The 23,802-nt window shown below is 73.3% G+C and carries 15 protein-coding genes; 9 read left to right on the forward strand and 6 right to left on the reverse strand.

Annotation, left to right across the window (positions count from 1 at the left end; translation table 11 throughout):
- The first annotated feature begins 72 nt into the window (after nt 1–72).
- The 9 genes from ACVDFE_RS24110 to ACVDFE_RS24150 all read left to right on the forward strand — a co-directional run bounded on the left by ACVDFE_RS24110 (nt 73) and on the right by ACVDFE_RS24150 (nt 15,477).
- Entirely contained in the window at nt 73–1,263 is a 1,191-nt protein-coding gene (locus tag ACVDFE_RS24110; RefSeq protein ID WP_458431947.1) for a hypothetical protein, read from the forward strand.
- Complete coding sequence (locus tag ACVDFE_RS24115; protein WP_360388924.1) at nt 1,253–3,136, forward strand: AAA family ATPase; 1,884 nt, start codon at nt 1,253–1,255, stop codon at nt 3,134–3,136. The genes ACVDFE_RS24110 and ACVDFE_RS24115 overlap by 11 nt, the downstream gene beginning before the upstream one ends.
- The gene (locus ACVDFE_RS24120) at nt 3,130–3,792 is read left to right on the forward strand and encodes a 4Fe-4S single cluster domain-containing protein (protein ID WP_458431948.1); all 663 of its coding nucleotides are present in this window, start codon (nt 3,130–3,132) and stop codon (nt 3,790–3,792) included. The genes ACVDFE_RS24115 and ACVDFE_RS24120 overlap by 7 nt, the downstream gene beginning before the upstream one ends.
- Nucleotides 3,780–4,289 (forward strand): FHA domain-containing protein, encoded by a 510-nt coding sequence (locus tag ACVDFE_RS24125; RefSeq protein ID WP_458431949.1) that lies wholly within the window; start codon nt 3,780–3,782, stop codon nt 4,287–4,289. Before ACVDFE_RS24120 ends, ACVDFE_RS24125 begins: the two co-directional genes overlap by 13 nt.
- A complete protein-coding gene (locus ACVDFE_RS24130; protein WP_458431950.1) occupies nt 4,286–5,023 on the forward strand; it encodes a PP2C family protein-serine/threonine phosphatase in 738 nt (245 codons plus the stop codon). Before ACVDFE_RS24125 ends, ACVDFE_RS24130 begins: the two co-directional genes overlap by 4 nt.
- Nucleotides 5,016–7,679, forward strand: coding sequence for a protein kinase domain-containing protein (locus tag ACVDFE_RS24135; RefSeq protein ID WP_458431951.1), 2,664 nt, complete (start codon nt 5,016–5,018; stop codon nt 7,677–7,679). Before ACVDFE_RS24130 ends, ACVDFE_RS24135 begins: the two co-directional genes overlap by 8 nt.
- A gap of 3,183 nt (nt 7,680–10,862) precedes the next feature.
- Nucleotides 10,863–11,774, forward strand: a complete 912-nt coding sequence (locus tag ACVDFE_RS24140) for a CHAT domain-containing protein (protein ID WP_458434389.1) — start codon at nt 10,863–10,865, stop codon at nt 11,772–11,774.
- 108 nt (nt 11,775–11,882) lie between these two features.
- Nucleotides 11,883–13,448 (forward strand): sigma-70 family RNA polymerase sigma factor, encoded by a 1,566-nt coding sequence (locus tag ACVDFE_RS24145; RefSeq protein ID WP_458431952.1) that lies wholly within the window; start codon nt 11,883–11,885, stop codon nt 13,446–13,448.
- A gap of 256 nt (nt 13,449–13,704) precedes the next feature.
- Nucleotides 13,705–15,477, forward strand: a complete 1,773-nt coding sequence (locus tag ACVDFE_RS24150; protein WP_458431953.1) for a CocE/NonD family hydrolase — start codon at nt 13,705–13,707, stop codon at nt 15,475–15,477.
- 59 nt (nt 15,478–15,536) lie between these two features.
- Here the strand turns inward: ACVDFE_RS24150 and ACVDFE_RS24155 are convergent, their stop codons facing one another.
- From ACVDFE_RS24155 to ACVDFE_RS24180, 6 genes are all read right to left on the reverse strand, one after another.
- Nucleotides 15,537–18,734, reverse strand: coding sequence for a hypothetical protein (locus ACVDFE_RS24155; protein WP_458431954.1), 3,198 nt, complete (start codon nt 18,732–18,734; stop codon nt 15,537–15,539).
- A complete protein-coding gene (locus ACVDFE_RS24160; RefSeq protein WP_458431955.1) occupies nt 18,731–19,852 on the reverse strand; it encodes an ATP-binding protein in 1,122 nt (373 codons plus the stop codon). Before ACVDFE_RS24160 ends, ACVDFE_RS24155 begins: the two co-directional genes overlap by 4 nt.
- A gap of 16 nt (nt 19,853–19,868) precedes the next feature.
- Nucleotides 19,869–21,239 (reverse strand): VWA domain-containing protein, encoded by a 1,371-nt coding sequence (locus tag ACVDFE_RS24165; protein ID WP_360388897.1) that lies wholly within the window; start codon nt 21,237–21,239, stop codon nt 19,869–19,871.
- A complete protein-coding gene (locus tag ACVDFE_RS24170; protein ID WP_458431956.1) occupies nt 21,236–22,618 on the reverse strand; it encodes a hypothetical protein in 1,383 nt (460 codons plus the stop codon). The genes ACVDFE_RS24165 and ACVDFE_RS24170 overlap by 4 nt, the downstream gene beginning before the upstream one ends.
- Nucleotides 22,618–23,109, reverse strand: a complete 492-nt coding sequence (locus ACVDFE_RS24175; RefSeq protein ID WP_360388893.1) for a hypothetical protein — start codon at nt 23,107–23,109, stop codon at nt 22,618–22,620. The genes ACVDFE_RS24170 and ACVDFE_RS24175 overlap by 1 nt, the downstream gene beginning before the upstream one ends.
- 149 nt (nt 23,110–23,258) lie before the next feature.
- Nucleotides 23,259–23,792, reverse strand: coding sequence for an SMI1/KNR4 family protein (locus ACVDFE_RS24180; RefSeq protein ID WP_360388891.1), 534 nt, complete (start codon nt 23,790–23,792; stop codon nt 23,259–23,261).
- Between the last annotated feature and the right edge of the window lie 10 nt (nt 23,793–23,802).

Raw genomic sequence — 23,802 nt, forward strand, 5'->3', positions numbered from 1 at the left:
TCGCTCTGAATTGCCGGTCGCGCACGTATTTTTCCTGCACGGTCCGATGACAGTAGACAGCCGTGAGGTCTGATGAGCTCCTCCGTCGGGTACTACCTCTCGCCCGCTGACTTGGAGGCCCAGCGCCGGCGCCAATTGCGCGCCGACATCGCGGGCACGCTGGCGCGGCTGGCGGAAATGCGCGCGCACGCCCGTGCGGTCGGGGTGAAGGTCCCGGCCGTCGCCGGCGAGCACCGGGCGGACGGCATCACCGACCTCACCGAGCTCGAAGAGCTGCGGGCGCGGGCCTCCGCCGCGGTGGCCGACGCGACCGAGGCGGTCGACGCGGGGTGGTCGCAGCGGTGGCGCGCGACCATCGGCAAGGCCACCGGCGGGACCGCCGCGACCACCGCGTCGGCCGCCCAGGAGCTGGCTGCCCGCCGGGTACCGGCCCAGCACACGCCGACCCGGCGGGAGGGCGATGCGGTGGCCGCCGCGCTGGCCGACGCCGAGACGCTGCTGGCGGGCAACGGCCACCGCTGCGACGCGGACGGCCTCGCGGCGGCGCAGGCCGTGTACGAGGAGATGAAGGCGGTGACGTCGCTGCAGCGGGCCAGGACGTACTCGCTGGAGGTCGCCGTGCTCGTCCGCGAGTCGATCGAGCGCCGCAAGCGGCTGGTGGCGCAGGAGGAACAGCGCGCCAGGCTGCGCCAGCTGCTCGCCGACGTGCTGGAGGAGGAGCAGCCGGCGCTGCTGGCGCTCGTGGCCGGTGCGGCCGATCCGGACGAGGCCGAGGACGCCGTGCACCGCGCCGTCGAACGCGCCGACCTCGCCCGGCACCGCAGGCGGGTCGCCGCCGCGGCGGCGGAGGCGCTGAGCGAGCTCGACTGCGTCGTGGGGGAGGAGTTCGAGTCGCTGCTGGTCGAGGAGACGCAGGCCGTGGTCGCCTTCGACGGCGCACAGCGGGGGTACGGGCTGCTGGTGCGCCTGCCAGGGGACGGGACCGCCCTGCTCACCGCCGTGGTCCGCGCCGCCGACCAGGACGCGGAGGGCGAGCACGCGAAGGCCGTGCAGTCGCACTACTGCGACGAGACGTTGCCCCAGCTCGACTCCGCGCTGCGCGAGCGCGGCGTCGAGCTCGACCCGGCACCGTTCCTGCGGCTCGAGCCGGGCCGACCGGTGCCGGCGGCACCGGCCCCGTTGCCGCCGTCGCGGCGCAAGACCAGACCCGCCGTCCGCCGCCGGGCGACCGAGGTGCCGGGGGTGAGGCAGCGTGAGCGCTGAGGAGCCTGCGTGGGTCCGCGAGCTCGACCTCTCCCTCGTCACCCACCCGCAGCTGCTGTTCGTGGGCAACGTCCGCGACCGCTACTTCCTGCCCGCGGGCGCGGGGAGCGACGTGCTGGTGCCGCTGGGACTGCCGCAGGTGGTCGAACGCGCGTGCCGGGCCCGCGGGTTCGGGGCGCTGGCGGTGCTCGACATCGCCCGCGACCGCCTCGAGGTGTGGCCGTTGAGCGAGGACGGCTCGGCGATACCGCAGGCGTTGCGGGAGTTCGTCGCCGACGACGCGTTGTCGAGGCCGGAGCGCGACGACGGCAGCGCGCCAGACGACCTGGTGCTGCGCAGGGCCCGCCGGGCGCTGCGGGAGATCGTGATGTCGCGCGGCGCCCCCATCGGCCTGCTGATCCCGTTCGCGGCACGGCTGGGCTCGCCGCGCTCGGAGCTCACCGGTGAGGGCAAGCTGCTGATGGCGACGGCGGAGGTGCTCGGCCACGAAGCCCGCCCGGTGCCCGGAACGGCGCCGGTGATGCCGTTCAACACGGTGTTCTGGGTGGTGGAGAAGCAGGAGCAGCTGCCGGTCGAGTTCGCGATGTCCCCGCGCACGGTCAAGGTGATCACCGTGCCGCCCGCGTCCGCCGACCAGCGGCTCGCCGCCGCCCGCCACGCCGTGCGGGTGGTCATCAGCAAACGCCCCGACGCCGCCATCGATGACAACGCCCGCGAGGCCGCGGCGCAGAACCTCGTCTCGGTCACGCACGGGATGAGCAACGGCGAGGTGCTCGCCGTCGGCAGCGTGGCGGTCGACCGGGCCATCCCGGTGAACCGCCTCGACGAGGCGGCCCGGCTGTACCGCGTCGGCGTGCGCGACAACCCGTGGGCGGTCGCGTCCCTGCGGGACACGATCGCGTCGGCGGGTCCGGCGTCGATCGGGGTGTTCGGGCAGGACCACGCCGTGCGCAAGGCGGTGGAGATCTTCATGCGGTCGGCCGCCGGGCTGACCGGCGCGCAGTCGTCGAGCTCCCCGAACCGCCCGCGGGGCGTGCTGTTCCTGGCAGGGCCGACGGGCGTGGGCAAGACCGAGCTGGCCAAGGGCATCGCCCGGATGATCTTCGGGCGGGACGCGGAGCCGATCCGGTTCGACATGAGCGAGTTCGCCCAGGAGCACGCGCGGGAACGGCTCATCGGCGCGCCACCGGGCTACATCGGCTTCGACGCCGGCGGTGAGCTGACCAACGCGGTGCGGTCCAACCCGATGAGCGTGCTGCTGTTCGACGAGATCGACAAGGCACACCGGCTGGTGTTCGACTTCTTCCTGCAGGTGCTGGAGGACGGCCGGCTCACCGACGGCCGCGGCTCGACCGTCTACTTCACCGAGTGCGTGCTGATCTTCACCTCGAACCTCGGCGTCGTCGACCCGGACGCCCCCGCCGGCACCGCACCGCGGCTCAGCTACCGCACCGACGTCGCCGAGGTGCGCAAGGTGCTGCAGCAGTCGTTCGAGCACTTCTTCGACCACCGGATCGGCCGGCCGGAGCTGCGCAACCGGCTCGGTGACGCGTTCATCGCCATGGACTTCATCCAGCCGGAGGTCGTGCCGGAGCTGCTGGACAAGGCGCTGCGGTCGGTGGCCCGCCGGATGGACGTGGTGCACCGGGTCCGGCTGGAGGTCGCGCAGGCCGCACGCCGGACGTTGTACGACCGGGCCGTCGAGAACCTCGACCACGGCGGTCGCGGCGTGAACAACGCCGTGGAGTCGGCGCTGATCAACCCGTTGTCCGAGATGCTGCTGCGCGACCCGCCGCGCCAGGGCGAGACGTGGCGGGTCGACCAGGTCGTCGCCGAACCGGACGGCTGGCGGGCCGAGGTGACCCGGTGCTGAGCGACCGCGGGCCGAGGACGGACGGGGTGCTGAGGACCAGCAGGGTCCTCTACCCGATCACCGCGCTGGGACCGGGCCGGCGGCTCGGGATCTGGTTGCAGGGCTGCACGCTGGCCTGCCGGGGCTGCATGTCGCGGGACACCTGGGACGCCGCCGGCGGCACCGAGGTCACCGTCGACGACCTGCTGCGCACGTGGCACGGGGCGGTGCGCGCGGGTGCGGAAGGGCTGACGATCAGCGGCGGGGAGCCCCTGCAGCAGGCCGCGGCGCTGGCGGAGTTCCTCGACGCCGCCTCCGTCGCGGACCGCGACGTCCTGCTCTACACCGGCTACGAGCTCGACGAGCTGAACGGGCAGCAGGCCGACGTCCTGCACCGGGTCGACGCGGTGGTCACCGGGCGGTACTCGGCGGGCGAGCCGACCAGGTTGATCTGGCGTGGCTCGGCCAACCAGCGGCTGGTCCCGCTCACCCCGCTCGGCGAGCAGCGCTACCGGCACTTCGTCGACCTCGCACCCGTGCGGGCACCGGTGCAGGTGCGGGTGGACGACGGGGTGCTGTGGGTCGTCGGGGTACCGCCGGCCGGCACGTTGCCCAAGGTCGAGCGGAACCTGCGCGACCAGGGGATCGTCTTCGAGGAGGCCGCATGGCGACCGTGACCTACCAGTGCCCCGACGACCCGGACGGCTGCCCGCGGACCACGTCGCCCGGTTTCTGCGCCGTCCACCCCGCGGCCGAGCTGGAAGCGGTGCGCGCCACGGCGTTCGCGGACGCGCCCGCCGACCGGCCGGAGGCGGGGCGCCCGCCGGTGACGGTGGAGACGCCCCTCCCGCAGGAACAGCTGCACCTGCGCTTCCTCGACCGGGTCGTGCCCATCCCCGCGCTGGGCATGCGGCTGGGCCGGGAGTGCGGCCCGCTGGCGGACCTGCCGGGCATGGCCGAGCTGACCCAGGTCTCGCGGCAGCACGCCACGCTGTACCCGCTGAACGGCCACCTGTACGTCCGGGACGACGACTCGACGAACCACACCTACGTGGACGGCCGGATGGTGGTGACGCCGCAACGCCTGCGGGCGGGCCAGGTGCTGCGGCTGGGCCAGGACGTCGAGCTGCGGGTGGAGGCGGCCGGGTTCGACGAGTTCGGGTTGCCGCTGTGACGCGGGTCCACGTCGCGGCGGTGACGTGCAGGGGGCTGGTCCGCGAGCACAACGAGGACAGGGTGGGCGTCCTCGGCTGGCTGGCGCCGGTGGAGATGTCCGCACCGGTCGTGCTGGCGTGCAGGGACCCCGCGGCCGCACTGGTCGTGGTGGCCGACGGGCTCGGCGGGCACCGGGCGGGCGAGGTCGCGAGCCGGCACGTCGTCACCCGGCTGACGGCGGCGCTGCCCGAGCCGGCGGACGGCGAGTCGCTCGCCCGTGCGTTCGTGGACGCCCACGAGGAGCTGCTGGAGCTCGGACGGCGGGACCCGGAGCTGGAGGGGACCGCGACGACCGCGACCGCGCTGCTCGTGCGCCCCGACCGGAGCTACCTGTGCCACGTGGGCGACAGCCGCGCCTACTACGCCGAACCAGGGCTGGTCATGCCGCTGACCGTCGACGACGTCGACGAGGACGCCGCGGGCGCGCTGACCCAGGTGCTCGGCGGGGTGCAGGGCCGCCGTGTCGATCCGCACGTGCGGGTGGTCGAACCGGCTGCGCGGCAACGTTTCCTGCTGTGCACCGACGGCCTGCACTCCTATGTGGACGAGGACGTGCTGAAGGACGCCGTGGTGCTGGACTCGGCGCACGACGCCGCCGAGGCCCTGCTCGCCGCGGCGATAGCGGCCGGTGCGCCCGACAACGTGTCGTTGTGCGTCGTGGACGTGTGGCGCGAGGGAGAGAACGATGACTGAACCCGTGCGACGGCCGAGCACCCCGACGGTGCAGCAGGGCGCCACGCGCAAGTCGGCGCCGACGGTGCAGCAGGGCGCTCGCCGCGAGTCCGTGCCGACCAGGCAGCAGGGGTCGAACCCCACCGTGCAGCAGGGCGAGGCGCCACCGCCGGCCGCGGACGACGGCGGGCCGGTGTTCCCCGACCAGCTGCGGGACCGCTTCGAGCCGCTGCGGGTGCTGGGCACCGGCACCGAGGGCGTCGTGTGGTGCTGCCGCCGCACGGCCGAGGGCGACGAGGTCGCGGTCAAGGTGCACTGGGCGGGGCACCCGATCGACGTGGACCTGTTGCGGCACCTCGACGACGAGCGCTTCCACCGGCACGTGCCGCGGTTGTTCGGCCACGACTCGTTCATCGGCCCGCACGGCCGGGTCGGCTGGGTGGCGATGGAGCTGCTGGAGGCCACGCTCGACCAGGTCGTCGCCCGCAGGCCGGCTTCCGTGCGCAAGGCGGAGGAGGTGCTGCGGGAGCTGGCCGGCGGGCTGAACTTCTGGCAGCAGGTCGTCGGCCGCAACCCCATCGACTTCAAGCCGGACAACCTGATGTACCGGGCCAACGGCGAGTTCGTCATCGCGGACTTCGGCGGTGTCACCGGGCTCACCGCGAGCAAGCAGATCGGCGGCACGATCATGGCCGCCGTCGCCTACACCCCACCGGAGCAGCACTGGGAGGAGAAGGGCTGGCCGTGGCCGTGGTGGAGCCTCGGTGAGATCGCCTACCTGCTCGTCACCGGCCACGGCCGGTTCCAGCGGCGCACCGGCGAGATGCTGTCCGACCAGGCGATCCGGCGGATGCGCACGCTCGACGAGCTGGACCTGACCGAGATCACCGACGAGCGCTGGCGGCTGCTGGTCAGCGGCCTGCTCACGAAGGACCCGCGCGACCGGTGGGGGTGGCCGCAGGTCGAGAGCTGGCTCGGCGGCGGCAGCCCGCCCGTGGCGGCGCACGCTCCCGCGCAGGCGGCGCAGCCGGAGCACTCGCCGATCACGTTCGTCAACGGCCGGTCGTTCACCGACCCCGCCGAGCTGGCCGTGGCGATGCTCGACGACCCGCACGCCGCCGAACGCTGGCTGACCGGCACCGGCGCGGACGCGCTGAGCACGTGGATCCGCAAGGAGAAGCTGCACAACCGGTTCGACACGATGCGGCTGACCGGCCTGCACGGCAGCTCGGCACGACTGCACAGCGCCGTCCTCGCGTTCGGCCAGGCCTTCGCGCCCGACGTGACACCCCGGTACCGCGGCCGCCCGGTCGACACCGACGGGCTCGTCGCCGCGCTCGCCCAGCCGGACGGCTTCGAGTTCGCGGGCGAGGTCGTGCAGGGCGACCTGCTCGGCACCGCCGCCGGCTACCGCTGCGGCCACGGCGGCTGCGGGCCGCGGTGCGGGGTGCTCGACCAGGCGGCGGCCGAGCTGCCGGTGCTGGTGCAGAACGCCGAACAGCTCGTGCACTCGACCGGCTCCGGCGGGTTGACCGCGGGCGAACGGCAACGGCTGCACGGCATGGCGTTGCTGCTGGTGCTCAACCGGCGGCAGGCGGCGCGCGCCCTGCAACCCCCGGTCCGGCTGCGGCTCGCCGACGTGCCGTGGTGGCGTCCGCTGGCCAAGCAGCTCGCGAACGCCGACACCCGCGAAGGCCGCGTCCTCCTGCTGGCACAGGGGGTGTTGCAGGAACGGGTGGTCCGCGAACGCCGGCCGAAGCGCGCGCCGGTGTCGTTGCGGGCCGTGGGCACGACCGCCGGCACGATCGTGCTGCTGACCCTCGCCATGACCGGAGTCGCGTGGGTCGTGGTGGTGCTGCAGAACGGTGCGGTGGCGTTCGAGGGCGGACCGGACGGCGCGCGTGCGGCGGTCACCCTGGCAGCCGCAGCGCAGCTGGGCCTGCTGCCCCCGTTCGCCCTGCTCGCGACCGAGCTGGTGCTTCTGGTGCGCACCAAGGGCGCCGTGGCCGGCGGCGTGCTGCTCGCCGTCGTGCTGGCGTTCTTCGCGTCCGACCTGCCGCTCTTCACCGCGGTGACGTCACCGGACCTCGTCGCCGACCTGGTGTTCTCGCTGGCGGGCAAGTGGGCCGACGGCCTGGTCGTCGGACTCGTCGTCACGGCACTGGCCAGCCTCGGACTGTGCCTGTGGGCGCGGTCCTGGCTGCCGCAGACCGCGCAGAGGAGCACCCGGCGCGCACTGCCGCCCACCCCGCTGCGCCGCGTCGCCGTGTTCGGCCTGGCCTGGGCCGCGCTGGGACTCGTGTACTGGGCCGCGACGGTGCTGCGGCTGACGGTCCACTCCGAGGACCTGTTCGTCACGGCACCGGAGTTCGGTCTGCGGGCGGCCGCGCTGCTGAGCGGCTACCTCCTGCTCCTCGGCGTCGTCGCGGCCATCGCGGCGATGTGGCGGGCGAACACCTTCGGTGTCGTCACGATCGGGATGCTCGCGGTCCTCGTGGCGGCCGGCTTCGCCCAGGTCGTGCCGCAGACGAAGGCGCTGTGGCTGCCGTTCCTGCAGGACCCGCTGCTCTGGGCAGCCGGTCTCTGGGGCGCCGCCGCGTTCTGGGCCGCCCTGCTCGTGCACGTGCCGCTCGCCGTGGTGTGCCTGCGCACGATGCGCCGTCTCGTTGACGCCTGATGGAGGGTGAGTTCCGCGACCGCCTGGAGGCGGCCGAGGTCCTGCTGGCCCAGTTCGAGGCCGGCCTGGACGACGCGGCGCCGGTCGACGTGGCCGTGGTCGAGGACATCCGCTACTACCTCGACTGGGTGCTCGCGGTCGCGGACCGGTCGTCGTTCGACTGGGTGTGGGCGCAGTACCTGAGCGCGGCGTGGTTCCGCTGCCAGGGCAGGGCGCTCGCCGACCCGTCGCGGCTGGACGAGGCGATCGAGGCGATGCGGATCGTCGTCGACCGGCTCGACGCCACACCCGGCTTCCGCATCGAGCTGGTCGACCTCATCCAGCTGCGGTACGCCTCGACCGACGTCGGCGACCGGGAGCTGCTCGAAGCCTCCGTCCACGAGCTCCGCCTGCTGGTCGCCATGGAGCTCGACGAGGAGGACCGCGCCCTGGCCGAGGCGGTCATGGGGATGTCCCTGCGGGAACAGTTCCGCCGGGCCCGCGCCGACGACGAGGAACCGCCGCCGGAGCTGCTCGACGAGGCGCAGCGCTACCTCGACAACAGCCTCGACCTGCCTGGCATGGACGACGGCCTGCGCGTCGAGACGATGCTGGAGCTGGCCCGCCTGCGGTCGTTCCGGTCGGTCATGGGCGGCACGCCCTACGTGCTGGACGCCGCCGCAGAGGAGGAAGAGGCGATCCCGCTCTACGAGCAGGTGGCGCCGAACGACCCGAACGCGGCGTTCGAGCTCGCGGAGATGATGATCTCCCGGTTCGCTGCCTCCGGTGACCTGCGGGAACGCAACGGCGCCCTGCGCTGGCTCACCAGGATCGAAGGCGACCCGCGGCTGGAGCAGGACCCGGCGGAGGTCGCGGCGCTGCGCGGGGACCTCCTGCTCGACCGGGCCAGGAAGGCGCGCGACGAGCTGCCGGCGCTGATCGGCTACCTGACCGGGGCCGTCGCCGCCGCGCCGGGGAACGCACAGCTGGCCTCCGAGCTGCTGGAGGCCTACTACCTGCACGACGACGTCGACGGCATGCTCCGCGCCGTCGAGCAGCTGGCCGCCGCCGGCGAGGACGCGCCGGACCCCGTGCTGCTGCTGCCGTACCGGGCGCTCGCCCTCGCGACCAGGGCTCTGCGCGGGCGGGACGACCTGGTGGAGGCCGAGCGCGTGCTCAGGGCCGCTGCCGGCGAACCCACCGTCTCCGGCTGGACGAAGCACCTGGTCATCGGGCTCCTCGCGGTGGTCGAGGTGGTCCGTGTGAATCCCGGTGCGGTGCTGGGCGACATCGCCGACATCGGGATGTCCGACGGGTTCGGCCAGGACGCGGCGACGACGCTGCTGACGTGGCTCGTCGAGCACGGGACGGGCGGTGTGGACCAGCGGTGCGCGATCGCGTTGCTGCGGAGGCTGCTCGCGCAGGGGCCGAGCGAGCAGCTGACGGCGTTGACCGAGCTGGACGCCGTGCGCCGGGAGCTGGACCGCACGGACGACGTGGCGGTGGTGCTGCTGTTCCAGCAGGCGGTGGCGGCGTGCAACCTGGCCCTGGACTCCAACGACCAGCGGCGGGTGGAGGCCGTGGTCGGGCTCCTGGACGAGTTCTTCGCGGTCGCGGGGGAGTCGCACCCGCTGCGGTCGACCGCGCTCGGGCTGTACGGCACGACGCTGTCGCACGCCCACCTGGTCGGCTGTGAGGCGACACCGAGCCGTCACGCCGTCGCCGCCCTGACCGCGGCCGTGGCGGACGAGGACCAGGACCCGGACATCAGGGCCAGGTTCCTGGTGATGCTGTCCCAGGCCGAGATCCTGCAGAGCACGCAGGAGCGGGTGGACCTGTACGAGTCCGCCGCCGGGCACTGCCGGCAGGCCATGAACCTGGTCGAACCGGGCACCGAGGAGCACGACCTGGCCTGGCAGGCGTTCGCCGCCGTGCTGCTGACCCGGTTCCAGCAGACCGGGGACCTGCGCGACCGGCAGGCCGGGCTGAGCCACCTGGAGGCGCTGCGCGCCGCACGCGTCGCGAGGGGCGCCGGCGTGTCCGAGATCGACGACATGCGAGACCGGATGAACGTCCTGACCGGCGGAACCGACGGGACCGACGACCTCGCCGCCATCCGGGCGCAGCTCGACCGGCTCGCCCGAGCTGACGAGCACGTGGACGCGGTGGCGCTGGCGGGGGAGAGAGCCGTGCTCGCCCAGCGGCTGCTCAACCTCGGCGCGGGGAAGATCGACCAGGCCGTGCTGGACGAGGCCCTGCAGTTGCTCGTCGACGCGGTGGAGGGGATCGACCGCAGCTCGGCCATGTTCGCCCCGCTCGCCCTGACCTCCGCGCACGGGCGCATGGGGGTGGCACTGCTGCGCCGCGACTGGGCCCTGTTCGACGCCGCCATCGCCGAGCTCGAGGCGCTCAGGGACGACGCGGACGTCCTCGACGTCCACCGCGCCGCCGCCGTGTTCGGCCTGGCGATGTTCTGGCACGGCCGCCACCTGACGACGAGGACCAGCGCGGACCTCGACGAGGCGCTGCGCCGTTACGCGCACGTGGAGCTTCGCCCCGATCGGTGGCAGGGACGTCACCGGGGTGCTCGACGGTTTCGCGGACAGCTGCTGGAAGCTCGCCACGCTGGGCTACGGGGACGACGCCATCGCGATCGGGTTCGACTCCCTGCGGCGGCGGGCGAGCGACGTCCTGCTGCAGAGCGACAGCGGGCACGCCGTGGAACGCGCAGCGGACGCCGCCGCCCGTGCCCGGCGGGTCGCGTTGCGCTGTGCGGACTCCGGCGACTGGGAGCGGGCCGTCGAAGCGGTCGAGTGGGGTCGCGGTCTGGTGCTGCACAGCACGACGGCGTTCTCCGGCATCGGCCCCCGGCTGCGCGCGCTCGGGCACGACGACCTCGCCGCGGACCTCGCCAAGCCGCAGCCGCCGGTGCCGATCGCGTCGATGGAGCTGCAGCCCAGCGACCTGCGCAGGCGTGCGGTGGCGGCGCTGGGCGGCGAGCTGGAGCTGCTCCGGCCGCCGCCGGTGGCCGACGTCGCGAAGGCGTTGCGGGCGCTGGAGGCCGACGTGCTCGTGCACCTCGTGCCGGGACTGGACAAGCACGACGGACGTGCCCTGGTGACGACGTCGGAGGGCATCGTGCGGGAGGTGCTGCTGCCGCTGCTGCGCGCCGAGGAGGACGGCGAGGTGGGGCGCTATCTCGCGATGGACGACCAGGCGCGGCGGGCGGCACTGCCGTCGTTGTGCGCGTGGGCCTGGCGTGCGGTCGTCGAGCCGCTGCTGCGGGAGATCGGCCGGCACCAGCCCTGGATCGTGCTCGTGCCGACGGGCGTGCTCGGCGTCGTCCCGTGGCACGCGGCAGCGGGATCAGGCCGGACCGCGGTCCGGGAGGCCGGCTTCACCTACGCCACCTCGGCGCGGCAGCTGTGCGACCTGGCGGCACGGCGGCGCCTGCCGTTCGACGCGGACCCGGTGGTCGTGAGCAACCCGGACGGCACGCTGGTCGCGGGCCAGTACGAGGCCCAGTTCCTGCACCGGCTGCACCCCGGAGGCCGGTTCTACGGCCAGCCGGGACCGGGCGTGCCGGTGAGCGGGCCGGGAACGCCCGACGAGGTGCTCGCGGCCTGGGACGGCGGCGTGTCGTTGCTGCACCTGGGCTGCCACGCCCGCGCAGGGACGACGCCCGCCCGGTCCGCGCTCGTGCTCGCCCGCGCCGAGCTGTCGGTCGAACGCGTGCTGCGGCACGCGGCCGGCCGTGACGACGACCGCGCGGGCGGACTGGTGGTGCTGGCGGCGTGCGAGAGCGACCTGACCGCGGGCCTGCACGACGAGGCGCTGACCCTGGCAGCCGCGTACGTGGCGATCGGCGCGGCCGGCGTGGTCGGTACGAGGTGGAAGGTCGACGACATCGAGTCCGCGCTGCTCATGTGCGTGTTCTACGACTTCCTCCGATCGGGCGCCCGCCCGCGGGACGCGCTCAGGTCGGCCCAGCTCTGGGCGTTGGACGAGGACCGGGAGGCACCGGAGGGGGTCGACACCCTGCTGCGCGGGCGGGCCCGTGACCGCGCGCTCGCCGACCCGGTCAAGTGGGCCGCGTTCGCTCACCACGGCTGGTGAACCAGTTGTGACATGGGTCACTTTGTTTCGTGCTTTGTGTGACTTGGGGTGAGATGCGCCGGTCTCCGTTTCCGAACGGGTGACGTCGGCGAAGTGAGGGTGTTGGTCGTGACGGTGCGGGAGTGGCTGGGGCAGGTGTCCCCGGAACTGGTGGTGGCTGCGCGGGAGGGGGACCGCGCGGCGCTGGACGCGGTGGTCGAGGCCTACCTGCCGCTGGTCTACAACATCGCTGGTCGCGCGCTGTCCTCGGACGCCGACGTCGACGACGTGGTGCAGGAGACGATGGTGCGGGTCATCCGCGGCATCGGCGGCCTGCGTGAGCCGGAGCGGCTGCGGTCGTGGCTGGTGGCGGTGACGGTCAACCAGCTCCGCGAGCACTACCGGCGCCGGGAGACTGCCCCCGCGCCGCTGGAGGAGTACGACCGGGCGGACCCGGAGGCGGAGTTCGTCGAGGTGGCGTTGTCCCGGCTGCACCTGCTGGAGCAGCGGCGGGAGGTCGACGAGGCGGCGCGGTGGCTGGACCCGGCCGACCGCGAGCTGCTGGCGGTGTGGGCGCTGGAGCGGTCGGGGCAGCTCAGCCGCGCCGAGGTCGCCGACGCGCTGGACCTCAACGCGCACGCCGTGACGGTGCGGGTGAGCCGGTTGAAGGGCCGGCTGGAGACGATCCGGCTGCTGGTGCGAGCGGTGCAGCACGACCCGCGCTGCGCGGGCCTCGCGCGGGCGGCCGAGGAGTGGAACGGGCAGCCGAACCCGTTGTGGCGCAAGAGGTTGCTGCGGCACGTCGACGATTGCGGCCGGTGCCGGCGCGGAGTTGCCGACGCCATGCCGGTCGAGCGGATCCTGACGGGCGCGGCCCTGCTGGTGGTTCCGGCGGGCTGTCTGCCGCTGCTGCTGGAGAACCTCAGCCGACCGGCCGTCGAGCCCGCGGCGCACCTGCTGGAGATGACCGTGCTGCAACGGATCGGTGGTTTCCTCTCGGCCAAGCCCGCCCTCACCGTCGCGGCCGCCGTGGTGGTCTGCGCCGCGGCCGGCGTCACGGGCGCCTGGGTCTTCACACCCGGCAACCCACCCGCGCCACCGGCGGCACAGGCCCCGGCCGCGCTGACGCCTGCGGTGACGACGTCCGAGGTCCCTCCCGGCACCTCCGCGGCTCCCAGCACCTCTGCGGCTCCCAGCGGCTCCGCCACGCCGACCAGCTCCGCCGCCCCGACCACGACGTCCGCCGCCCCACCTCCACCACCCCCGCCTCCCGCAACCCCGGCCGAACGCGTGCTCGCCCACCTCAACGCCGCACGGGCGGAGGAGGGCCTGCCGCCGTTGACGATGGACCCCGCGCTGGTCACGGCAGGCGAACGGCACAACCAGGCGATGATCGCGGGCTGCGGGCTCTCACACCGCTGCTCCGGCGAGGCCGACCTGGGCGACCGGATCACCGCGGCGGGCGCGCGGTGGAGCTCGGTCGGCGAGAACGTCGGCATGGGCGGCCCGGTCGCGAACGCCGCCGACCCGATCGCGGCCATGGCCATCAAGCTCAACCAGGGCATGATCGACGAGAAGCCGCCGAACGACGGCCACCGCAAGAACATCCTGAGCCGCTCGTTCACCCGCGTCGGCATCGTGGTCACCCGCGACGCCAAGGGGACGGTGTGGATGACCCAGGACTTCGCCGGCTGAGGTCCCGGGCCGCCGGGCTCACGTTCGCCGGGCCACCGCCTCGCCGCCAGGCACGACCGGGGTGCACGCCGGTAGCCCCGTGGAGGCGGTGGCGAAGCCGTCGGCGCCCGAAGACCCGCGGTTCTGGGCTGGGCCGGTGGGCCGAGTTCCGGCAACCGTCAAGATCCTTCGACGGTACCGCCGCACGTTCCCGCATCGGTGAGATTCCGGTGTGCCCGGTCACCCCTGCTCGGCCGGGCTCGCACCGGAGGAACCCATGCGAACCCTTGTCCCCGCCGTGCTGGCAGCACTGCTGTCGGCCGGCGTACCCGTGAGCGTCGCCGCCGCCCCTGTCGCGGCCGACATCACCGAGACCGTCTACGTCGAGTCGTCAGTGGACAGTGACGGCGACGGTGTGCGCGACCGCATCGCCGCCGACGTCAAGCGCCCCGGCCAGGCGGGCAAGGTCCCGGTGGTCATGGAGGCCAGCCCCTACTACGGGCTCGGCGCGACCGCCGCGGCCGGCGTGCCGCGCGGTTTCGGGCGGTGGTACGACGAGTACTTCGTGCCGCGCGGTTACGCCGTGGTCGAGGTGGAGATGCAAGGCACCTCGCGCTCGACCGGCTGCCCGACCACCGGCGGGCCGGAGGACACCGCCAGCGTGCGCGCCGTCGTCGACTGGCTGAACGGCCGCGCCACCGCGCGGTACGCCGACGGCCGTGCCGCCGTCGCGTCGTGGAGCACCGGCAACGTCGGCATGCTCGGCGTCTCCTACAACGGCACGCTGCCCAACGCCGCCGCGGCCGCGAACATCCCCGGAGTCAAGACGGTCGTGCCCATCGCCGCGATCTCCAGCTGGTACGAGTACGCGCGTGACCAGGGCATCGGCTACCGCGGTTACACCAGCGACTACCCGACCGTGCTCGCCAACTACGTGATCAGCTCCGCGCAGAAGTCGAAGTGCCGCGCGGTGCTCGACGCCATGGCCCGCAACGACGGCGACGAGTCCTACGACTACACCTCGTTCTGGCGCACCCGCGACTACCGGCCCTCGGCCGGCAACGTGAGCGCGTCCGTGTTCGTCGTCCACGGCCAGGCGGACTGGAACGTCAAGCCCTCCCAGTTCGGCCGCTGGTGGGACGCGCTCGCCGCACAGGGCGTGCCCCGCAAGCTGTGGCTGCACCGCGGCGGCCACCTCGACCCGATCTCGTTCCGCCAGGCCGAGTGGCAGCGGGTCATGGGCCTGTGGATGGACCACTGGCTCAAGGGGATCGACAACGGCATCATGAGCGAGCCGATGGCCGACATCCAGCGCCCTGACGGCTCCTGGGAGCAGCACGCGTCCTGGCCCCAGCCCGGCACGGCGACCACCACCCTCCACCTCGGCCCCGCGGCCGGCGGCTTCACCGGCTCGCTGACCGCGTCGCCGACCGGCACCGGCCAGACCCAGCGCCTCGCGGACAACACCAACCTCAGCGAGTCCGCCATGATGGCCAACCCCGAGGTCGCCGACACCCGCCGCCTCGCCTACGTCACCGCACCCCTGACCCGCGAGGCCCGGCTCTCCGGCGAGGTCCAGGTGACCGCCCGCATCGCGGCCAACCGCACCTCCACCCCGCTCACGGCACTGCTCGTCGACTACGGCCCGGCCACCCAGGCCGTCCTCACCGAACGCACCCCGCTGCAGCTGTCGACCGAGAAGTGCTCCCGCGACGACCTGCGCAACCGCACCGGCTGCGCCCAGCCGCCGGCCGTGTCGACCCAGGCGGTCTCCGCGACCATGCTCACCAAGGGCGCCATCGACACGAAGAACCGCAACTCGCTGGAGACCGCGACCCCGTTGCCGACCGGCACCGCCGTCGACGTGACGTGGAAGCTGCACGCCCGCGACGCGGTCATCCCGGCCGGGCACCGGATCGGGATCGTGCTCGTGACCAACCACAGCGGCTACATCGGCACGGACACCGGGTCGAGCGGCATCTCGATCGCCGTGTCGCTCGGTGTCAGCAAGGTCGTGCTGCCCGTGGTGGGCGGCACGATCAGCACCTGACCGGCTGAACCGTTGCCCGTCCCGGCCGCCCTGAGCGGTGGGGACGGGCAACGCTCGTTTCAGGGCACCAACAGCGCCTCCAGTGCCAACGCCGTGTCCGGGTGCTTGGCCAGCAGGGCCACGCCGGACGGAGCGGCCGCCTGCCAGGAGCCCGTGCAGCCCAGCAGGTCCGCCACCGCGTCGCAGGTCGCCGGGTGGGCGGCCAGCAGCGCCACGCCCCGGGGTGCGGACGTGCGCCGGGGCGCGGTGGGGGTCGGCTCGGCGAGCCAGGGCGGGGTCCAGGCGTCGAGGGCCGGGAGGCGGGCCGGGAAGAGGCGGGCGGCCTCGCGGATCAGGGTCGGGACGTGCTGCGCGCCCTTGGTGCGCAGGGTGGTGATGAGGCTGGGCAGCCACGGCAGGAGCAGGTGGTCGGGGAGGTGGGCGAAGGCGGTGGAGATGGTCTCCACCACGAAGTCCACCAGCGACGGGGCCGGTTCCAGGGCGTGGACGAAGCCGCTGAGGTAGCGGGGGTAGCTCGGCAGGGTCAGCGGGTTGGTGAGCAGGTCGTGGCACCGGGTGCGGAGGTCGGCGCGGGTCAGGCGGCCCAGCTGGACCTGGGCGGCCCACAGCAGTGCGACCTTGGCGGGTTCCTCCGGGTGGGACTGGGCGACGGCCAGTTCCAGCTGGGTGCGGTCGCAGCCCAGCGACAGCGCCAGCGACTCCATGCTGAACAGGAAGCCCAGGGTGGCGGCGACCTGGTCGACGGTGGCGTCCTCCTCGGTGAACGCGGTCGGCAGCAGCGTGCAGTAGTGGGCGTAGCCGGTGCGGACGAACGACTCGATCCACGGCGGCAGGGCCGGGTCGTTGGTGCGGTAGTAGGCGAGCAGGCGGCGGGCGCGGCGCAGGACCTCGGGGGCGCTGTCGACCGTGCGCTCGCCGGCCAGGACCTCCAGGGCGCGGGTGCCCAGCTCAGCGGCCAGGCGCGGGCTGTGCAGGTAGCGGATGGCGTCCTCGACGGCTTCGAGGACGCGGGCCGTCGTGGCCTGCGGGTCGTGGGCGGCGCGGCGCAGGCGTTGCTCCACCACCTGTTCGACGCTCACGCCCTCGTAGCCGAGCTCGATCAGCGAGCGCTGGTGGGTGCCGAGGGCGAGGTCCCAGGACTCCTGGATCGGGCGTTCACCGAGGCTGCGCTCGCCCATGATCGGGCGGGCGGCGCCGTGCGGCATCAGGTAGCGCAGCATCCACAGCAGGTCGGAGCACGCTTCGAGCTCCGGCCGGCCGGCGATGTCGAGCAGGGCCCGCTGCACGCCGCGCTGACCCAGCTTGAGGTCGAGCGGCGCGAGCCGGTCGTGCACGTCGCGGGCCAGCGGCGGCAGCGCGTCGTAGCCGACCTGGCCGATCCGGTCGCCGCCCATCATGATCTCGACGATGCGGCGCACGTCGCGGCGGCCGGGCACGACGTCCTTCTCGATGCACGTGACCGCCGCGTCCTGGAAGTCGTACGGCGTGGGCCGGGCCCGGTCGCGCATCCCGGCCAGCAGGATCGACGTCTCGAACACGGCGATCGCGTCGGCGGTGGAGGACAGGTAGCCGTTGCGGCGGGCCGCGCGGACCACCTCCACCGACCAGCCCAGCAGCTCGGCCTCGTCCAGCCGGTCGAGGACCGGCGGGCGCTGCAGGAAGCCGGAGAGCTGGTCGGCCGCCGCCAGCTCGGCCACCGGCTCCGGCAGCGGTTTCCTCGGCTTCTTCGCGCCGGCCTGGCCCTCCAGCGCGAACGGCTTCACCTTGGTGCGCTTGAGGTTCTTCGCCCACTCGGTGGCCGCGATCGACACCGAGCCCGACGCGAGGCCGAACTGCGCCTCGATCGCGGCGTGGCTGGACGGGATCAGGCCGTACTGCCACCTGCTCGCGCTGCGCGGGCTGATCTCGAAGTCGCCGGAGCCCTCGACGCCGAACTCCGCGACGTGGCTCGCCGCGTGGAAGGCACCGCAGACGTACAGGCAGTCTGCCGGGTCCGCGCCGCTGGCGGCCAGGTGCTCGCGCATCCGGGTCCACATGTAGCGCTCGCGGTCCTCGTCCACGGTGACCCGGTGTGGGTCGCCGGGTGCGAGTCGCCGGAAGAGGCTGCCGATCAGGAACATCACCTGGCGGTAGGTGTCGTGGTCGGTGCCGCCCAGCGGCTGCTCGACGTACTGGTGCCACCACTCCGACCAGTGCCGCACCTTGCCGTGGTGCAGCAGGTGCTCCTCCAGCTCGGCGAAGCGCGGCCGCAGGTCGCCGATCTCCACGCCCACGGCGTCGCCGTGCAGCGCTTCCTCGTCGGCCGGCCCCGCTTCCGGTGCCTGCCACTGGAACACGTGGTCGGACGACCGGTCGACCAGCACCAGCTCGACGCCGGGGGTGTCGAGCGCGTACGAGATCGCCTGGTACTCCGCGGACGCCTCGGTGATCGGCGCGACCACCGACAGCGGTGCCCACTCCGCCGGGAAGCCCTCGACCTCGCTCGCGAACGCCTGCACCGCGACGGGCAGGCGGCAGTTGCGCAGCTCCGTCAGCAACGGCGCCATGTCCTCGCACAGCTCCAGGTACACGACCTTCGGCTGCTTCTCCCGCAGCCGCCGCGCCATCGCCACGGCCGAGGCGGGGGAGTGGTGGCACACCGGGAAGATCTCCAGCGGCTCCCGCACGGCGCGGTCGACGTCGTCGACCATGCCGCGCAGGATGCCCTCCAACGCGCCGGGCCCGTCGGCGAACTCCGTCGCCGCCTCGTGCAGCTGCGTGCGCAGCGCCTCGAAGACCCCGGCGGTGGCGCTCTTTGCGGGCGCGCTGGTCGTGGAGGGGCTCGCGGACGTGCGGGCCGCTCTGGCGGTGGCCGGGGCATTGTCCGCAGTTGGGCTGGTGAGCGTGCGCTCCGCCCTGTCGGTGGCCAGCGCGTTGTCCGCTGTGGGGCTGGCGGATGTGCAGGCCGCTCCGGCGGTGGCCGAGGCGTTGTCCGCGGTGGGGTTGGCGGACGTGCGGGCCGCTCCGGCGGTCGTTGGCGCGTTGTTCTCGGCGGGGCTGGCGGACGTGCGGGCCGCTCCGGCGGTAGTCGGGGCGTTGTCCGCGGTGGGGCTGGTGAGCGTGCGCTCCGCGGTAGCGCTGACGGGCGCGTGGTCCGGGCTGCCGCTCGCCGGTGCGGGGCGGGGGAGAGCGCTGGCCGCGGCGGGACCGGTGGACGCGCTGTCCGTTGCTGGGCCCGCAGGTGGGGTGTCCGGCGCGGGCGTGGGGGCGCCGCTCACGAGAGGGTGGCGATCGTGTCGCGGCCGCCGGTCAGGAACTCGGGCCAGTGCCCGCCCTCGTCCTTGCTGCGCGGCTCGACGACACCGTGCAGGTACTTGTTCATGATCGCCAGGTCCTCCGGTGCCCGCCGGGAGAGCGAGCCGACCAGCGACGCCCCCAGCGTGTGCGCGGTGAGCGCGCGCTCGCCGAAGAAGTTGCTGTGCAGGATCGCGTCTTCCAGCACACCGATCTGCTCAGCGGTGGACAGGGCGGACTCGAGCTTCTCGTCCTCGCTGGCTGCCGAGGCGGAGGCGGCGCGCAGGTCGGCGAAGCTGCGCAGCAGCACGTCGAGCAGCGTGGGCGGCACGTCCAGCTCGATCTGGTGGCGGCGCAGCAGCTCCTCTGTGCGGAAGCGGACGATCTCGGTCTCGCTCTTCTTGTTCGTCACCACCGGGATGCGCACGAAGTTGAACCGGCGCTTCAACGCCGACGACAGGTCGTTGACGCCCCGGTCGCGGCTGTTCGCGGTGGCGATGATCGAGAAGCCGGGCTTGGCGAACACGATGTTCTCGCCGCCGGCGCTGTCGAGCTCCGGCACCGAGATGTACTTCTCCGACAGGATCGAGATGAGGGCGTCCTGCACGTCGCTGGTCGAGCGGGTGAGCTCCTCGAACCGGCCGATCGTGCCGGTCTCCATCGCCGTCATGATCGGCGACGGGATCATCGACTGCCGCGACTGCCCCTTCGCGATCACCATCGACACGTTCCACGAGTACTTGATGTGGTCCTCGGTCGTGCCCGCCGTGCCCTGCACGACCTGGGTGGAGTTGCGCGAGATCGCGGCGGCCAGCAGCTCGGCCAGCCAGCTCTTGCCAGTGCCGGGGTCGCCGATCAGCAGCAGACCGCGGTCGGAGGCGAGCGTGACGATGGCCCGCTCCACGATGCTGCGGTCGCCGAACCACTTCTGGGCCACCTCGCGGTCGAGGCCGTCGGACCGCTCGGCACCGAGCACGAACAGCCGGATCATCTTGGGCGACAACCGCCACGCGAACGGCTTGGGGTTCGCGTCGATCGACTCGAGCCAGTCGAGCTCCTCGGCGTACTTGATCTCGGCGGGGGCGCGCAACAGGTCGGACATGGTGATGTGGTGCCTTTCAGAAGGTCAGGAAGGTCTTGAGTTCGTGGACGAGCTTGCGGACGTGGCCCGAGATCACCGGGGTGCCGAGGTCCTTGAAGCGTTCGCGGAACCACGGGTTCACGCTGCCGCGGCCGGAGCTCGTGACGGAGCCGACCGGGATGAACTTCGCGCCGGAGCGGTGGATGGCCGCCATGTTGTCGAAGAGCTGCTCGATGCGGGTCTCGTAGAAGTCGGAGATCCAGACCACCACGGTGTTCGCCGGCTCGGCGATCTTCGCCTGCGCCAGCGCCATGGCGACCATGCCGTCGTTGCCGCCGCCCAGGTTCGTGCGCAGCAGCGTCTCGAACGGGTCACCCACCCACGGCGTGAGGTCCAGCGCCTGGGTGTCGTACGCGATGAGGTGCACGTCCACCTTGGGCAGCCCGGCGAAGATCGACGCCAGGATCGCGCAGTTGACCATGGAGTCGACCATCGAACCGGACTGGTCGACCACCGCGATCAACCGCTGCGGCGTGGTCTTGCGCGCCGTCTGCCGGTAGTAGAGGCGGTCGACGTAGAGCCGTTCCTCCTCCGGGCTCCAGTTCGTCAGGTTCTTCCAGATGGTGCGGTCGAGGTCGAGGTTGCGGAACACCCGCTTGGGCGGCACCGACCGGTCGATCCTGCCGACCGAGGCCTTCTCGACCTCGGTGCGCAGCACCTCGGCGACCTCGTCGACGTACCGGCGGATCAGCGACTTGGCGTTGGCCAGCGCGACCCCGGACAGGTTGTTCTTGTCCCGCAGCAGCTGCTCGATCAGCGACATGCTCGGCGTCAGCTGGGCGGCCAGCGCCGGGTCGGCGAGCACCTCGCGCAGGTGCATGCGCTTCACCAGGTCCGCTTCGAGCGCACCCAGCTCGGGCCCGATGCCGGGCAGCAGCGTGCTCAGGTCCGGTGTCGGCGCGCCGCCGCTGGTGCCGTGGCCGCTGCGGCCACCGCGCAGCTCACCAGGCCGGCAGCCCAGAGCGCGTTCCAGCCAGCCGGCGTCGGACTGCCAGCGGGCCAGCTGCCCGGCCGTGACCGTGCCGGAGCCGGTGCCGAACACGTTCAGCAGCACCTTCGACACCAGGGCCGCGCGGCGCACCTCGGCCGCGGAGTCCCTTTCCTCGTCGGGGGAGCGGGCCATCAGCCCGTCGAACTCCGCCTCCAGGCCGGGGTGGCGCTGCACCACGTTGTCGACACCGGTGTGCGGGTCCAGCAGTGCGGGCGGCAGGCCGACGTCCTGCAGCACGGCGAGGCTCGCGGCCTCCAGCGAGGACTGCTCCTCGTGGTCGAACAGGCGCGACAGCAACCGCCAGTACAGGACCTGCCTGCGGTTCTCGTCGTTCGCCGACGTGGTCTCGTCGGTCATTTGCGCAGCAGCCTTCCAGCGCGCTCGCGCAACACGGCCACGGCGTCCGTGGCGGCCTTCTCCGCCTTGACCCCGGCCTTGTCGGTGCCCGCGCCACCGGCCCACGCACCCGCGTGCAGCGCCACGGACTTCTTGCGCGCCACCGTGAGCACGGCCAGCGGCTGCACGCGGAACGCCCCGTCGTCCCAGCGCACCAGGCCGATGCACTCAGCGGAGGCGGCCACCGCCTCCGGCGTCAGCGGCCCGGCCGCCGGGATGCGGTCGGCGTCCACCGCGACCTGCTGCCCGGACACGACGAACGCCAACGGGTCGGGCTCCACGCCGTACCCCTCCAGGAACACCGGCGCGGCGATGCGGGCCGGGTGCCGGTCCAGCGCCGCCGTCGGCAGCGCGGCCGCGGTCGGCAGGACCACCCGCGCGGTCGTGAACGGGTCTGCGGCCTCGGCCGGCCGTGCGCACGACTCGACCCACAGCAGGTCACCCTCACCGGTCATCGGCATGTCGGTCAGCTCCACCGCCCTGCCCTCGCTCACCGCGGTCAGCAGGCTCAGGTGCGGCCGCAGCAGCTGCCAGATCCCCGCGCCCACCACGGTGTCCGGCTTCGGCGCGGACACGCTGGCCCGCACCAACACCGGCGCGCCGCCGTCCGCGGGCTCCAGCACCGCGTGCACCTGCGCCTGCGCTGCCGTGGCGTGCTCCTGCAGGTCCACGCCGAGCGGCAGCAGGCGGCCGCTCACCGTCGTCGTCCCCGTCCGCAGCGCGCCGGGCAACGTCAGCAGCATCGCCCGCGACCACAGGTCTCCCCAGCGCCGCGCGGGAACCCGCTCCAGCGCCGAGCCGGGGCAGGACGCCGCCAGCTCCGCCGCGAACCCGTCCAGCAGCGCGGCCAGCCTGCGCAGCTCCGGCACCGGCAGCAACGCCGACACCACCGGCGCGGCACCGGCGACGAGGTCGTGGTCGATGCCCTGCCACCCGGCCCGCGCGAGGTCGGACAGCCAGGACCGCGCCGCCAGCAACAGGTTCACCGGCACCTCGGCGGTGCCCGCGGGAACCAACTCCTCCGCACGAGCCCGCCCGGTCGCTTGGTCGAGCCGGTGCACCACCGCGTCGTGCACCGAGCCGAACAGCGCAACCCGTGCCGCGGCAAGGGACACGAAGTGGTCCTCGCCCGCCGCACCGGCCGCGACCTTCTCGGCCGCCTCCGCCACCCGCTCCGCCAGCGGCGACCCCGCCACGGCCTCGGCCAGCGCGGTCACCCCGGCCACCTGGGCGGCCTGCGGGCGCAGCAACCCCGCCGCCAGCGCCTGGTCGGCACCGGCCACGGCCGCCAGCGCCTCGTCGAGGCCCTCGACCTCGTCCGCCAACAGGTCGGCACGCATCACACCACCGCCCTGGTCGGCGGGAACCACTGCATCTCCGGCAACGGCGCCGTCGTCGGCGACAGCTCCAAATAGGCCAGATGACGCAGGAACCGGCTGAACACCTGGGCCGCCGCGGCACTGTCCCCCTGGGACGGTCCGGCCGCCCGCATGTTCGCGGCGATCTGGTGGCCGTCCTCGCCCTCGACGCGCAGGTACCGCGCGACCCGCTCGGCTCCGTACTGCAGCACGGCCTCGCCGATCAGCCCGAGGACGTGGTTGCAGAACCCGCCCCGCGCCCCACCACACGGCCGATTGTTGTTGGTGCTGCAGGAGAAGTCGTACGAGCCGGCCGCGACCGACGACACGTACACCCGCTCGACGTCCGAGCCGCTGGAGACCACGCCCTGCAGCCGCCCGTCCGCCAGTTCGACGAACGGGACCTTGGCCAGCTTGCGCGGCCGCGCGGGCCACAGCACCCGCGCCGTGCTCGAACTTTCCCAACCTGACAACGCGTCATCTCCTCACCCCGGGGCCCGATCCGACCGGTCCGGCCCGACAGGGGAGACGTTAGCGACGACCACTGACAATTTCTGACGATCACCACAACCCTGCAGGTGGTGAGCACATCACCACGCTGGGTGGGCGGTCGGGGAGGGGCTCAGCGGCACCAGGACTGGACGGTTTCGGCGAAGTCCGGGAACTCCGCCCGCGCCGCCGCCAGCACCTCGGCGGGCGTGCGCGGTGCGGTGCCGGAGTGCTGTTCGGCCACCGCGCGCAGCTCCGGGTGCGGCACGCCGGTGTCCGTGCCGAACTCGACCGCCTCCTGCGGTCCGACGCCGCCGGCCAGCAGCCACAGGAACGAGCCCAGGTCCGTGGCGACCACGCCGACCTCGCCCTCGGAACCGAAGAACGCCACCGGTTGCTCGGTCAGCGGTCGGCCGGGTCGCACGAGCCAGCTGGTGACCAGGCCGCCGGTGCCGTCCTGCGCGAACACCCGGAATGCGGCGCCGTCGAGCTCGTCGTTGCCCGTCCAGGCGCGGATCCAGTCGGTGGTCTCGTCGGCGGGGTCGAACTCGTCATAGGGCTCGTAGTCGATGTTCGTCGGCGCCGGCTCCTCGTCGTGGCTCCAGGGGAACTCGATGCCCGACAGGGCGACGAGGGCGGGCGGGAACGTTCTGTCGGTGATCTCCACGCGCGCACGG

This window comes from Lentzea chajnantorensis (genome assembly GCF_054300775.1).